Below are 14,573 nucleotides of genomic sequence, written 5' to 3'. Positions count from 1 at the left end.
CCAATCTGAAGAAGCGAAGCGTGCGCATTTATCAACGGATTTTTCCCTTGGATAAGGGAATCAAGAAAATCTGGGGATAAGAGTGATCGGAGGATGGTACTGCAATTGGAGTGATCATGTGTAATGACAATTGTTCAATTTAATTAGGCGCTTGAATGCAGTACTTGAAATTTGCAAGAGGAGGTGACGAGATACCCTATGTTTTTAAAACGGATTGAATTGGGTGGATTCAAGTCATTCGCCGACAAAACGGAGATGGAATTCGTTCGTGGCATTACGGCTGTTGTAGGTCCGAACGGAAGTGGTAAGAGTAATATTTCGGACGGAATCCGCTGGGTTCTGGGGGAACAAAGTGCCAAGTCGCTGCGTGGTGGCAAGATGGAAGATATCATCTTTGCAGGTAGTGACGCACGGAAGGCTGTTAATTTCGGCGAAGTTTCGCTAACGCTCGATAACGAGGATCACGCACTTGCATTGGATTTCGGTGAAGTGACGGTGACTCGTCGTGTACATCGCAGTGGAGATAGTGAGTATTTTATCAACAAACAATCTTGTCGTTTGAAGGATATCACGGAGTTGTTTATGGATACCGGCATTGGTAAAGAAGCCTACTCGATTATTGGACAGGGGCGAATCGAAGAGATTCTGAGTACCCGTTCAGAGGATCGCAGGGGCATTTTTGAAGAGGCTTCAGGTATTGTTAAATATAAATCCCGCAAGCGGGATGCTACGCGCAAACTGGATGAGACAGAGCAGAATTTGCTGCGGATTCATGATCTCGTGACCGAGTTGGAAGATCAGATTGGTCCGCTTAAGGAACAGTCGGAGAAAGCGATCCACTATAAGGAACTTCGTTCACAGCTCAAATCGCAGGAAATTTCCATGTATGTGTACCAGATTGAACAGATTCATGCTTCCTGGAGTAAGGCGAATGAGCGACTGCAATCGCTAAAACAGGAAGAGGTTGGACTCGCAGCGATTGTCTCTACGCATGATGCCAAGCTGGAAAATGATCGGAATGCGCTGCGTATCCTGGAAACAGAGACAGAGCAACTGCAATCCGCATTATTGCAATTCAGTGAAGCGACGGAGAAAAGTGAAGGGCTTGGGGAACTGCTCAAGGAGCGCTCACACCATTTGCAAACGAATCAGGAGCAACTCAAAGTAACGCTTGCCGCTAGTGAAGAGAGACATCGCGAACGGGAAACCGAGCTGCTTGCACTGCGTGAGAAGTTTGGCAAGCTTGAGCATGAACTGAGTGATGTGAGAAATCAGTTGTCCCAAGAAGAAGCCAAACTCATCGGTGTGACAGGTGGCATTAGCCAGCAGCAAGAGGAAAGCCTCAAAGGCAACTTGCTGGAACTGATGAATCAGATGGCCCAGACACGAAATGAAATTCGTTACGTGGACCAGCAGAAAGAAACGCTGGAGCGCAGAATGAATCGAGCGGCTGAGGAATCGGGCAAATGGGAAGATCAGAAGGAAACACTGGAAAGTCGTAAAGCGGACATTGAGAAAAAGGTTGTTCGTTTGGGCAAAGAAATCAGTGATCTACGTGGTGGTTATATTACGGAAAGTGAACGACTCCAGTCGCTGCAGAAGCTGCTCGAAGAAAGCCGGGGCACAGTCCGTAAATGGGAACAGAAGCGTGAAGCTCAGGTCTCCCGTCGCGATACGATGAAAGAGATGCAGGATGATTTTGACGGATTCATGCTCGGTGTCAAGGAGGTTCTCAAGGCTTCACGCAAAGGCACACTAAACGGTGTTCATGGAGCTGTGGCTGAACTCGTTAAAGTTCCCGAGAAGATTGAACTTGCAGTAGAGACAGCGATGGGCGCATCCTTGCAGCATGTGGTCATGGAAAATGAGTCAGTTTCCAGACAAGCGATTGCTTTTCTGAAACAACGTCAATTGGGCCGGGCAACGTTCCTTCCTCTGGATGTCATTCGTCCACGTGCCATTGGGGCTGCTGAACGTTCCATGATTGAAGGCATGGAGGGCTTTGTCGGGATCGGTGCTGATCTCGTACAATTCGAATCCAAGTATGCTTCAATCATTGGAAGCTTGCTCGGTAATGTTATTATTGCCGAAACGCTGGAGGTCGCGAATAAAATTGCGGCTCGCTGCCAGTATCGTTTCCGGGTCGTGACGCTTGAAGGCGACGTGGTTAATGCGGGTGGTTCCATGACCGGTGGTAGCCAGCATAAGAAAAATGTGAGTCTGCTCAGTCGTAAACGGCAGCTGGATCAGCTCGACCAGGATATTTTGGATACGGAAAATCAGATCGTGAAGCTGCATTCCAGCGTGGAAGATGTAAAAGTTCAACTGGAGCAGTGTCAGGACAAGCTGGACGAACTTCGTCAGTCTGGTGACGATACCCGAAATGCAGAACAGCAGGCTTCGATGGAAATGAAGCAGGTAGAGCATGAGCTTCGCCATGTGCTAGAACAGGTTGCCGTTGCCGGGCAGGAGAAGAGCGGATTCACCGAAGAGATCAAAGAGCTGGATACGGCTCGCATCGTCGCTGTGAAGAAGCTGGAGCAGCTTGAAGAGGAAGAAAAAGCGACTCATCGTGCCATTCATGCAGCCGAGTTTGCTCGGAAAGCCAATGAATCCGCGAAGGAAGAATTGCAGAGTCAACTCACCGAATTGAAAGTACGCGAAGGTAAGCTCGATCAGGAGCGATTCTCCAATGGCGAACAATTGCGGCGTCTGGAGCGGGAAGTGGAGTCGTTGGTGAAAGATCTTCGTCAGAATCGCACGTTGCTGGCTTCGATGGAGGCAGATCTCAAGAAAACACAGACCGAGAGTGTCAAGCAGATTGAAGATCTGAATCAGTACAAGCTGAAAAAAGCAGAGGCTTCCCAGGAGCTGGACTTCAAACGTGCTGCCCGAACTGAGTTATCGAAGAAGCTTGAGCTTGCCGAGAGCGAAACGAAAGAACAGCGCACGCAGTTGAAAGCGGTGGAAGAGCAGATGCGGCAGACTGAAATTTCCGTGAACCGCTTGGATGTTGAACTGGAGAATATACTGCGAAAACTGACGGATGAATACGAACTGGGCTATGAACTGGCCAAAGAGCGTTATCCTGTGCCGGAAGATGTGGAACATACACAATCAGAGGTACAGAAGCTGAAGCGAAGCATATCTGCTCTGGGTGAGGTTAACCTGGGAGCGATTGAGGAGTTCCAGCGGGTCAATGAGCGATATGAGTTCCTGAGTGAACAGAAGAATGACCTAGTGGAAGCCAAAACAACATTGTATCAGGTCATTCGGGAAATGGAAGACGAGATGGCGAAGCGATTCAAGATCACGTTTGATGCGATCCGCCGTGAGTTCGGTACCGTGTTTACCAAGCTGTTTGGCGGGGGACGTGCTGACCTTGTTCTGATGGACCCGGAGCGCTTGCTTGAAACGGGAATAGATATTGTGGCCCAGCCACCAGGCAAAAAACTGCAAAACCTGCAACTGTTATCAGGTGGGGAGCGGGCTTTGACGGCAATGGCTCTGTTATTTGCCATTCTGCATGTCAAACCTGTACCATTCTGCGTGCTGGATGAAGTTGAGGCAGCATTGGACGAAGCCAACGTGGTACGTTTTGCCCAGTACTTGCGTGAGTTCTCCGAACAAACACAGTTCATCGTCGTTACCCATCGTAAAGGTACAATGGAAGAAGCGGATGTGCTGTACGGTGTTACCATGGAAGAGGGCGGCGTATCCAAGCTTGTTTCGGTTAAACTGGAAGATGAGGAAGCTGTAATTGCCTGATCTGATCCAAACCTGCGAGACACATGAACTCATTGTAATCATTAAAATTTGATTTAGATCGAGCATCTTTGCAAAACGTTCAGATTATGTACACGATGGAGGGGCTTTATGAGTTTTTTTAAGAAGCTGAGAGACAGCATTGCAAGCAAAACGGAGTCGGTCACCAAACAGTTCAAGGATGGATTGGAAAAGACACGTAAAGGGCTTGTGGAAAAAGTGTCGGATCTCGTTATCCGCCGCAAGAAAATTGATGAAGAGTTCTATGAAGAATTGGAAGAGATTCTGATTGGAGCAGACGTTGGCGTGAATACGGTCATGAACCTGATCGAAGATCTGCGCGTTGAGGTGAAAAAACGTAAAATTGAGGACGCGGCTGAACTGCAGCCTGTATTGTCCGAGAAACTGACGGATCTTCTTCGCGGTGAACAGAATAATGAATTGAAAATGAACCCGGATGGCATTACTGTCATTTTGTTCGTTGGCGTTAACGGTGTTGGTAAAACAACAACGATTGGCAAGCTGGCGCATCGCTTTAAACAACAAGGTAAAAAAGTCATCATGGCAGCCGGAGATACGTTCCGTGCGGGAGCTATCGAACAGCTGGAAGTATGGGGACAACGTGCCGGTGTCGATGTTATCAAGCAGCAGTCCGGTTCTGATCCAGCAGCGGTTATGTATGATGCGGTGCAGGCAGCAAAACAACGGGGCGCAGATGTTCTCCTCTGTGATACAGCAGGCCGTCTGCAAAATAAATCTAACCTGATGGACGAGCTTAACAAGATCTATCGTGTCATTCAGCGTGAAATTCCGGAAGCTCCGCATGAAGTACTGATGGTACTGGATGCAACAACAGGTCAAAATGCCTTGAATCAGGCTAAACTTTTCGGTGAGAAAAGCGGCGTGACTGGTCTGGTACTGACGAAACTGGATGGAACAGCTAAGGGTGGGATCGTTGTTGCGATCCGTCAGGAACTAGACCTGCCAGTGAAACTCGTGGGACTAGGTGAGAAGATTGACGATCTGCAGCCGTTTGACTCGGAGCAATTTGTGCATGCTTTGTTCGCCGGATTGATCCAAGAACAGCCAGCGGAAAGTGCTGAAGAAGAGGAAGCTAATTCCTAGAATCATTAATAATAGAATGAATTAATAATGTTAACCGCATTGCCAGTGATATACGTGATAAGTGTCACGTGTAATGTCACTGGCAATACGTGTATAATGGAGGAATAAAGCAGGCAATGTTAAAGGGTTAGAAAGGACGGTTGAAAATGGCCAATACGTATACCTATTCTCGCCGTGAAGAAGTCGCCAATGCGGTGACACATGGAATCGGCGCTGCACTCAGTGTAGCTGCACTGGTGATATTGATTGTATTCTCAAGTATGAAAGGCACGGCTTGGCATGTGGTCAGTTTCACGATCTACGGGATCACCATGTTACTGCTCTATACGAGTTCCACACTCGTGCATGCATGGAAAGATGGAAAAGTGAAAGATTTATTTGAGATTTTCGACCATTCTTCCATTTATTTGTTTATTGCGGGATCGTACACTCCGCTTTTGTTTATTGCTGTTCGCGGTACACTTGGATGGACCCTGTTCGGTATAATCTGGGGAATCGCATTATTCGGCGTGATCTTTAAGGCATTTTTCACGAAAAGATTTCTATTCATGTCCACCATTTTCTATATCGCGATGGGCTGGCTCATCGTTATTGCCTGGCAACCGCTTATGGCTGCCATTCCTACAGGCGGTATCGTTTTGCTGGTTGCTGGAGGTCTGATGTATACACTGGGGACGATTTTTTATGTGTGGCGTGGATTTCCATACCACCATGCGATTTGGCATCTCTTTGTGTTAGCAGGCAGTATTCTTCATTTCTTCATGGTACTGCTGTACCTGACACCACTTCGCTAGAACACCATAAACGGATGCATCTCCACTGGCTGAGATGCATTCGTTTTTCTTCTACATAGAGGTGGAGTGTAGAGATATAGATCGGAGTTTTCTTGTTATGAAAAAGGGCAGAAATCACCTGTTTAGTATCCAAATGGGACGTCATCTTAGCTGTTTTTATTGTGACAAGTATTTTTGCTTGACAACCTGATTTGTTTTAGGTATTATTAGGAACGTTGCAAGAGTGTAAAGTGTTTTTCCTTGACGAAGGGAGTGCCCCGATGTGAGTCAAGAAAACCGGCTTGAGAAGACAAACCGGATTAACTTGCTGTTTGCTTTTTATGAATTGTTACTTACCGAGAAACAGCAGACTTTTCTAAAGTATTACTTTCATGACGATTTTTCACTTGGTGAAATTGCAGCCGAGTTTGAGATCAGCCGCCAGGCGGTATACGAGCATATCAAGCGTGCCGAACAAGTGCTGGAAAATTACGAAAGCAAGCTAGGCTTGCTGGAAAAGCATGAACGGCGTAATCGCAATCTTGAAGATTTGCAAAATGCATTGGAACGCGCAGGCGTCTCCATTGATAACAACAAACAAATACACGATATCGTTGCCCAGCTTAGTGAATGAAAAGTTGACTGAGCGGAACGTATCGGTCTTGAAAACAGTATTAAAGCTTAAGGAGGTGGGATCATGGCATTTGAAGGATTAACGACCCGATTACAGAATGTGTTCAGCAAGCTGCGCGGCAAAGGCAAGGTATCTGATGAAGATGTAGCCGAGGCTATGCGCGAGGTACGTCTGGCATTGCTCGAAGCGGATGTAAACTTCAAAGTGGTCAAGGAATTCATCGCCAAGGTGAAAGAGAAGGCTGTCGGCAAAGAAGTGATGGAGAGCTTCACGCCAGGAATGGTCATCATCGACATCGTTAACAAGGAATTGACGGATTTGATGGGCGGAAGCCAAGCAAAATTGGCTAAAGCAAACAAACCGCCTACGGTGCTGATGATGGTTGGTTTGCAGGGTGCTGGTAAAACAACCACATCGGGTAAACTGGCTAAAATGCTGCAAAAGCAAAACAGCAGACCATTGCTTGTTGCAGGCGATATTTATCGTCCGGCAGCGATCAAACAGTTGCAAGTACTTGGCGAGCAGATCAAAGCGCCGGTATTTACACTGGGAGATCAGACAAGCCCTGTTGAGATTGCACGTCAAGGTCTTCAACATGCCAAAGATAACGGTAATGACTATGTCATTATCGATACGGCTGGACGTCTGCATGTCGATGAAGAGCTGATGGAAGAACTTCGCCAGATTCACAGCGTAGTGAATCCGGATGAAGTACTGCTTGTCGTAGACAGCATGACAGGTCAGGATGCGGTTAACGTAGCAGAACACTTTAACCAGCAACTGAATCTGACCGGGGTTGTCCTGACTAAGCTGGATGGCGACACTCGTGGTGGTGCCGCACTTTCCGTCAAAGCAGTTACGGGTTGTCCAATCAAGTTTGCTTCCCTTGGAGAGAAACTTGACGCTTTGGAGCCATTCCACCCGGAACGTATGGCTTCACGGATTCTCGGTATGGGTGATATGTTATCCCTGATTGAGAAGGCACAATTAAACATTGATACCGATAAAGCCAAGGAAATGGAACGGAAGATGCGTAATGCAGAGTTCACGTTTGAAGATTTCCTGGAGCAAATGGATCAGGTGAAAAAGCTGGGACCAATCGATCAGATCATGGATATGATCCCCGGCATGGGCAAGATGAAACAAGCCAAAGATCTGAAGGTTGATGATAAACAGATGGGCCGGATTGAAGCGATCGTCTACTCTATGACGACCGAAGAGAAACGGAACCCGGACATGATCAACCATAGCCGCCGGAAGCGTATTGCTACGGGTAGCGGAACATCTCTGGCTGAAGTAAATCGTCTGATCAAGCAGTTTGATGAGATGCGTCGCATGATGAAACAGTTCTCGGATATGATGGGACCTAAAGGCGGCGGTAAAAATAAAGCTATGAAGCAGCTTAAAGGTATGGGTAAAGGAATGAAGTTTCCTTTTCGTTGATTAAGCGAAGCTAAATCATATACAGATTTCATTGAAGGAGGTGAATTTTCAAATGGCAGTTCGTATTCGTCTGAAACGTATGGGTGCTCACAAAGCTCCTTTCTACCGCGTAGTGGTATCGGATTCCCGTTCCCCACGTGACGGTCGTTTTATCGAGGAGATCGGTTACTACAACCCGGTTGAACAACCGGCTGTTGTTAAGATCGATGAAGATAAAGCATTGGCATGGCTTCAAAACGGTGCACAAGCATCTGACACTGTCCGCAACTTGCTTAGCAAAGCGGGCGTGATGAAGAAGTTCCACGAGTCTAAATTATCTAAATAAAGTGCTGATTCGGAGGGTCATCTATGGAAGAATTAGTAAGCATAATTGCTAAGGCTTTGGTCGATCATCCGGAAGATGTGACGGTTCGGACGGTTGAGAAAGACCGGCTTGTCGTTTATGAGTTAACTGTTCATCCTGACGATGTTGGGAAGGTAATTGGTAAACAGGGACGAATCGCAAAATCTCTTCGCACGGTCGTCACATCAGCAGCAGTTAAGATGGATAAACGGGTAACCGTTGATATCATATCTTAAAGATATACGAAAGGGGGTTAGGATGCATGTCCTAGCCCCTTTTCGTGCATGCTGAAACTTAATTAATATGATTGAGATAGCTCGTCAAGTATGATTATTTGCGGAAGTAGTGAAGGGTACGGAATCGATTCTGAAGAAGCGTCAGCGCTCGCCTTAAAGCTTTCTGAAAGAAAGCTACATCGGAAGCATACGCTATCACCGGATTTTCACCTTTAAAAATAATTAAAAAAATTAGGGGATAACAGCGATCCGAAGAACGATCCGTAACCGGAACGGTCGCATGGAGATCATCAAATATGAGTACCATATGAATGGATTTTAGGAGGATTTATGGCAGAGTTTATGAATGTAGGTAAAATCGTCAATACGCATGGAATTCGCGGCGAGGTAAGAATCATGCCTTTAACTGATTTCCCGGAAGTGCGATTTGCTAAAAATGCGGAGTTGTTTTTCTTTACACCAGATAATCATCCAGTTATGGTTAACGTGGAATCTTCACGTTTGCATAAGAATATGTATATTCTTCGTCTGAAAGAGTATGGCAATATTAATGAAGTTGAGAAGTTTAAAGGCGGCATGGCCAAAGTGTTAAAAGAGAATTTGGCTGAGCTGGACGAAGGTGAATACTACTTCCATCAAATCGTTGGGTGTTCCGTCATCACCGAAGAGGGTGAAACGCTTGGAACCATCTCTGAAATTTTGACTCCGGGTGCCAATGATGTATGGGTTGTCAAAACGCCAGCAGGCAAAGAAGTACTGATTCCCGTTATTGATGATGTAGTACTTGATGTGGACATCGAACAGCAGCAAGTAAAGATTCACCTGATGGAAGGGCTGCTGTAACATGAAAGTAGATGTATTAACACTATTCCCGGAGATGTTTGACGGTGTATTTGGAGCAAGCATTCTGGGTAAAGCCCAAACGAAGGGGCTGGTGTCCCTCGGTGCAACCAACTTCCGTAATTATGCGACCAATAAGCACAATACGGTCGATGATGCTCCTTACGGTGGAGGTGGAGGCATGGTGCTAAAACCAGATCCGATCTTTGCTGCTGTTGAAGATGTGCTGGAGCAACGCGGAGAAGCCGCGGCAACGATGAAAGCTCCACGTATCATTTTAATGTGTCCGCAAGGTGAGACGTTTACACAGAAAAAAGCAGAAGAACTTGTACAGGAAGATCATCTGATTTTTATATGTGGACATTATGAAGGTTACGATGAGCGAATCCGCGAATTTCTCGTGACGGATGAACTATCCATTGGTGATTACGTACTCACGGGTGGGGAGTTGCCTGCTATGGTTGCCATTGACAGCATCGTACGTCTTATCCCCGGTGTGCTTGGCAATGAGACAAGCGCAGTAACCGATTCATTCAGCACCGGACTCCTGGAATATCCACATTACACACGCCCACCCGAGTTTAGGGGCATGAAAGTGCCGGATATGCTGTTGTCAGGACATCACCTGAACATTGAGGCGTGGCGTAGAGAACAATCTTTGCTTCGTACGTTAGAGCGTAGACCAGAGATGTTGGAAACGGCGGACTTGACGGACAAAGAACGTATTTGGTTGAAAAAGATACGCTCAAACCGTAAAAATAGTACAGATTAAATATATGCATCGTATAAATACGTAAGTATATTTTTTTTCATAGAGTTCGAAAAGCAAGCTAACCTTGATACCACAGGTTGGCTTTTTTGTTTTTATTGTAAGAAGAAAGCTGGATTTCGATTGGTCCATCCTATAAAATGGAAATATAATTTAAAACATAGTTTCATCAAATGAAACAAAAGGCGGTGTATGAATGACTTACAATATTATTGGTCTTGATCATATTCAGCTAGCAGCACCAGAAGGTTGTGAGGCGGAGGCGCGTCATTTTTTCAATAAAGTACTGGGCTGGACGGAGATTCCCAAACCTGAAATTCTGAGAAAACGGGGTGGTGTATGGTTTGAGTGTGGCAGACACCAAGTGCATATTGGCGTACAAAAAAATTTCATTCCCGCTACAAAAGCTCATCCGGCATTTCATGTACAGCATTTGGATCAGTTGCGTGATCATCTGAATTATAACCATATTCATATTGTCGATGACGAAGCAAGGGTAGATGAAGGTGTACGACGTTTCTATATAAATGATCCTTTTGGCAATCGTCTTGAGTTCTTAGAGTGGGTATAAATCATTCGTTTTAATGGGTTATTGTTGACCGAGGTACTTTTTTGCAGCTTTGAACATTTTTGCATGAGCACATAATAGGGTTGTAAAAATAAGGGGTTTTCTTTATGGTGAACTCAGCTGGATTTGAATAATAACGATACGCTGAGGAGGAAGGTTATGAATCATCAGCCTTATGAAATCGCCAGAGTAGATATTAGCCAGGCCGGAGAACGGTGCAAAATGCTTTTGGGAGATCTGAATGGGGACGGCAGACTTGAGATGTTGCTGGTACAGGCAGATGGGGGCATAGACGATCGGTATGTTCCGCATCAAGTATGCTGTTTGACTGCGTTTGATCTGGAAGGAACATTACTATGGCAGGTGGGAACGCCTGATCCCGATGCAGGGGGTCCGGGCTCAGACTATCCCGCTCAGATCGCAGATTGGGATGGTGACGGAAATAATGAAGTATTGTGTGTCATGGATAAACGATTCCTCGTGCTGGATGGCGAGACTGGAGAGATTAAAGAAACACGTGATCTGCCAGATGATGAAGCACATGACTGCATTATTCTCGCCAATCTGACGGGTAACCAGCAGAAAATGGACATTATACTGAAAGACCGTTATAAGACGTTATGGGCACTTGACCATGATTTTAATTTGTTATGGAAGCATGAAGGGAATCCGGGACATTTTCCATGGGTATATGATATCGATGGAGATGGTAAGGATGAAGTGATGGCCGGATATGACATGCTGGATCATGATGGGACGTTGTTATGGTCTTGTCAGAATCTTGATGATCATGCCGATTGTATATGGTTTGGAGATGTTGACGGCGATGGGCAAATCGAGGTTGTCATTGGTGGCAGTGTCACGGTCATGATGGACCGCTATGGTAATGAGAAATGGCGTTATGAAGATTCGATTGAATCACAGCATATTGCGCTGGGCCATTTTTGTACTGGAATGGAAGGTTTACAGGTTGCAGGTTTGGACCGGATTGTCCGGGGGGATGAGAACGGTAAGGATGGAATGTTCATGCTGGATAGTGAAGGAAAAGAAATATGGAAAGAAAATCGCACGACTCGTGGATGGTTAACGATTATAGAGTCTGTATGTAACTGGGATGAAGGTGGACTTGATTATATTTTGGCGTATCGCCGAGGTGGAGATGTGTTGCCTTCTTTGGTAGATGGAGATATGAAAACGGTTACTCAATTCACGAAAGAGGGATATGCAGTGCATGCAGACCTGGTTCAGACGGGGAAAGAACAGATCATTATCTATGATGCACAGGAAGCGGTGGTTTACGCCAATTCTCCGATGACATTATCACTACTAGATGCAAAAAGAGCCAAGCCACAGCTTAAAAGGCTGTATAGCTCGACTCTGTATCCAGGCGGTGAAGTTAAACTCTAGGTTTCACTGGTCATTCTCCGATGCAGGGAATTCATTCTGCGGACTGGATTCGGGCTGAAGCAAGGACGCCAGGTCGGTACCTGTCGTGACCGTCAAGCGAGGTAGTTTCATGGGTTGATCTCCTGGATGCACAAATCCGGACTTTACGGTAAATGCCATACGATAACCATGTTGCTGTAACTTGTAGATCATCTGTGTACTGGTATAACCAAAAGGATAAGCCAGGTAAGGTGTGTCTATCCCAGATTGCTTCATTTGCTGGATATCATCATCCAGAAGACTAATGTCCAGACCGACAGGCACACTGTTACCACAGCGCATGAATCCCTTGTGATGCAGGTTATAGGTATGGCTGTTGAATTCAAATACGTCAGTTGCCGCCTGCATCTCTGGCTTGGAGATGAAACTGTTAATGGCGGGATCAAATACCGAAGGTTGATCCTGAATTTTACTGCCTATGACAAATAGCGAGGCGTGGAAATTATATTTCTGGAGCACAGGGTAAGCTAACGTATAATTGTTCTGGTATCCATCATCAAAGGTAATTACAATGGACTTTTGTGGCAGGGAGATCTTCCCGTTAACATACTGTTCGAGCTGATCCAGTGTAATCGTACGATAACCTTCATCGTGCAGGTATTTCATATTTTGCTCGAAATCCTCCAGATTAATGATGGATTTATTACCTGTCTCGTGATTGTTCAGTTTGGGCTCTATGTAATGATACATCAGTACAGGCACTTCGGTAGCTGTACCTTGTTCAATCTTAAAGGTAGAACGATCCAGCGTAGATTGGCTAGAGAAGTCAGTGTGTGATAGTTGGAATGCTTTACCTTTGACCATATTCCAGGAGGTACAGGCTTTGTGTGACATGGCATTCGTCGGATGAGTTACGGCATAGGCATATAGTGTAATGGAGCATGTGAGCATGGCGAGTACAGCAAGCGTGATCTTTTTCCAATATTTCATGAGTCTTGGGGTTCTCCTTTAAAGTGGTCATTAAGTTATATCATAGACGATATTTCTATACGGGAGGTTACAGTATCTTTTCCTGTATTCGGTTGACTTGCCCAAGAGAGTGTTCATAAATTGCCAGGTGGGAGAAGGTATTTTAGAATGAAGTCTACATTGTGATGGATGAGTTTCAAAGCAGCAGATTGAACAATAGGCATTTTGTTTAATTTCTCTTGTGTTTTGATATGCTGCGTGATACAATAAGTCTGTTATGTGGAATACGGCGGTCCTCTATGGATAATGAAGGAGACAAGGTGATCTCTGGAAGAAGTATGAACGCCTGTACGGAAGGAGGGAGTCATAGATGAATATCGTTCAAGCGATTACACAAGAACAACTTCGCAAGGATCTTCCGAGTTTTCGTCCTGGTGACACTTTGAAAGTGCACGTTAAGGTAATCGAGGGAACTCGCGAGCGTATCCAATTGTTCGAAGGTGTTGTGATTAAACGCCGTGGTGGTGGAATCAGTGAGACTTTTACAGTTCGTAAAATTTCTTACGGTGTAGGTGTGGAAAGAGCTTTCCCGCTTCATTCCCCAAAAATCGATAGAATCGAAGTGGCTCGCCGTGGTAAAGTGCGTCGTGCGAAGCTTTATTATCTTCGTGAACTACGCGGTAAAGCAGCGAGAATTAAAGAAATTCGTTAATATAACGGATACCGGGAAGGGCTTGGAGACAAGCCCTTTTCGTTTTTGTCCGGGAAAAGTTGAACCGGAGGTACACTTCCGAGTAAAATGGTATGGCAACACATGCGTTGAATAGTCCGGGAGGCTTGTAAAATCAGTTATTGAAGTGTGTGTTCAAAAGACCGGTTTCAGTACCGACTTTTTGAACAACCTCTTGAAGGCATTTGAATTGTGGATTAAATGTACTGTAATGCTTGGAGAAAGATTACATAACTGATGTGAATATTTTGTATCCATCCCATGAGAGATTGGTTGGATCGATGCAGAATGCTGGATGTGTGTACTGCTATAAACATGTACTGTGAAGAGAGGAAGATCTTGAATGGAACAAGAAGTTCAACATGACCGGGGCAATCCTGCCGAAGAGAAAGACAGTCGATCCAAAAAAGCTAAAAATGAAATTGTTGAATGGCTTAAAGCCATCGTTATCGCATTAGTTCTCGTTATTCTGATTCGGTGGTTGCTCTTCAAACCGTTTGTTGTGGACGGACCGTCCATGCAGCCGAACTTTGAAACAGGTGAACGTGTGATCGTCAACGAAATCTTATATGATATCAGAGAACCGAAACGCGGTGAGGTTATCGTCTTCCACGTACCAACCGAAGGTCGAGATTTCATTAAACGTGTAATTGCTGTAGAAGGCGATACGGTGGAGGTTCAGGACGATACCGTGATGGTTAACGGTAAAAAGGTTGATGAAACGTATATTCAAGGAGCCATTGATGCAGCTGAAGCAAATGGTGGAACATATAACGTGAAGGATTTCCCGAATGAGCAGTTCCCTGATGGCAAAGTGCCGGCAGGTCATGTGTTTGTTATGGGAGACAACCGTCCAAATAGTACAGACAGCCGTATGATCGGTTATGTTTCGTTAGAAGATATTATTGGTCGTGCAGATGTTATTTTCTGGCCGATCGGTGAGATCAAGTGGATCAACCACTGAAATTGAAGTAAATAATGAGGTGAAGACA

Annotated in this window: 14 protein-coding genes; 13 read left to right on the top strand and 1 reads right to left on the bottom strand. The window is 45.5% G+C overall.

Annotated elements, in window-relative coordinates:
- Window positions 1-198: 198 nt before the first annotated feature.
- The 11 genes from smc (at window position 199) to OM416_RS11490 (ending at window position 11,903) form a co-directional block, all read left to right on the top strand.
- The gene (gene smc, locus OM416_RS11540; protein ID WP_264929373.1) at window positions 199-3,768 is read left to right on the top strand and encodes a chromosome segregation protein SMC; all 3,570 of its coding nucleotides are present in this window, start codon (window positions 199-201) and stop codon (window positions 3,766-3,768) included.
- A gap of 108 nt (window positions 3,769-3,876) precedes the next feature.
- A complete protein-coding gene (gene ftsY, locus OM416_RS11535) occupies window positions 3,877-4,890 on the top strand; it encodes a signal recognition particle-docking protein FtsY (RefSeq protein WP_264929371.1) in 1,014 nt (337 codons plus the stop codon).
- 146 nt (window positions 4,891-5,036) lie between these two features.
- Window positions 5,037-5,684 (top strand): PAQR family membrane homeostasis protein TrhA, encoded by a 648-nt coding sequence (gene trhA, locus OM416_RS11530; protein WP_264929369.1) that lies wholly within the window; start codon window positions 5,037-5,039, stop codon window positions 5,682-5,684.
- Between the two features lie 262 nt (window positions 5,685-5,946).
- On the top strand, window positions 5,947-6,297 hold the full coding sequence (ylxM, locus tag OM416_RS11525) for a YlxM family DNA-binding protein (RefSeq protein WP_017689221.1): 351 nt from the start codon (window positions 5,947-5,949) through the stop codon (window positions 6,295-6,297).
- Window positions 6,298-6,360: 63 nt separating this feature from the next.
- A complete protein-coding gene (gene ffh, locus OM416_RS11520) occupies window positions 6,361-7,740 on the top strand; it encodes a signal recognition particle protein (RefSeq protein WP_017689220.1) in 1,380 nt (459 codons plus the stop codon).
- 52 nt (window positions 7,741-7,792) lie between these two features.
- Entirely contained in the window at window positions 7,793-8,065 is a 273-nt protein-coding gene (rpsP, locus tag OM416_RS11515) for a 30S ribosomal protein S16 (protein WP_017689219.1), read from the top strand.
- Between the two features lie 23 nt (window positions 8,066-8,088).
- Window positions 8,089-8,319: a KH domain-containing protein gene (locus OM416_RS11510; RefSeq protein ID WP_017689218.1), complete on the top strand. Its 231-nt coding sequence runs from the start codon at window positions 8,089-8,091 to the stop codon at window positions 8,317-8,319.
- Window positions 8,320-8,649: 330 nt separating this feature from the next.
- Window positions 8,650-9,162, top strand: coding sequence for a ribosome maturation factor RimM (gene rimM / locus OM416_RS11505; RefSeq protein ID WP_076208924.1), 513 nt, complete (start codon window positions 8,650-8,652; stop codon window positions 9,160-9,162).
- A gap of 1 nt (window position 9,163) precedes the next feature.
- A complete protein-coding gene (gene trmD, locus OM416_RS11500) occupies window positions 9,164-9,931 on the top strand; it encodes a tRNA (guanosine(37)-N1)-methyltransferase TrmD (RefSeq protein WP_264929362.1) in 768 nt (255 codons plus the stop codon).
- Between the two features lie 193 nt (window positions 9,932-10,124).
- Window positions 10,125-10,499, top strand: a complete 375-nt coding sequence (locus OM416_RS11495; RefSeq protein ID WP_264929360.1) for a VOC family protein — start codon at window positions 10,125-10,127, stop codon at window positions 10,497-10,499.
- 156 nt (window positions 10,500-10,655) lie between these two features.
- Complete coding sequence (locus OM416_RS11490) at window positions 10,656-11,903, top strand: hypothetical protein (protein WP_264929358.1); 1,248 nt, start codon at window positions 10,656-10,658, stop codon at window positions 11,901-11,903.
- Between the two features lie 3 nt (window positions 11,904-11,906).
- On the opposite strand, the gene OM416_RS11485 is transcribed toward OM416_RS11490, so the two are convergent.
- Window positions 11,907-12,872, bottom strand: coding sequence for a polysaccharide deacetylase family protein (locus OM416_RS11485; protein WP_264929356.1), 966 nt, complete (start codon window positions 12,870-12,872; stop codon window positions 11,907-11,909).
- Window positions 12,873-13,221: 349 nt separating this feature from the next.
- Here OM416_RS11485 and rplS point away from each other — a divergent pair, with 349 nt between their 5' ends.
- Window positions 13,222-13,563 carry a 50S ribosomal protein L19 gene (gene rplS, locus OM416_RS11480; protein WP_017689212.1) on the top strand — a complete coding sequence of 114 codons (342 nt, stop codon included), beginning with the start codon at window positions 13,222-13,224 and terminating at the stop codon, window positions 13,561-13,563.
- 361 nt (window positions 13,564-13,924) lie between these two features.
- Entirely contained in the window at window positions 13,925-14,545 is a 621-nt protein-coding gene (lepB, locus tag OM416_RS11475; protein ID WP_062833773.1) for a signal peptidase I, read from the top strand.
- Window positions 14,546-14,573: the final 28 nt, after the last annotated feature.

Origin of the sequence: Paenibacillus sp. LS1 (genome assembly GCF_026013365.1) — a bacterium.
Classification (GTDB): domain Bacteria; phylum Bacillota; class Bacilli; order Paenibacillales; family Paenibacillaceae; genus Paenibacillus.
Note: the sequence above shows the minus strand (reverse complement) of the source record. Positions and strands in the feature narration are given on the sequence as shown.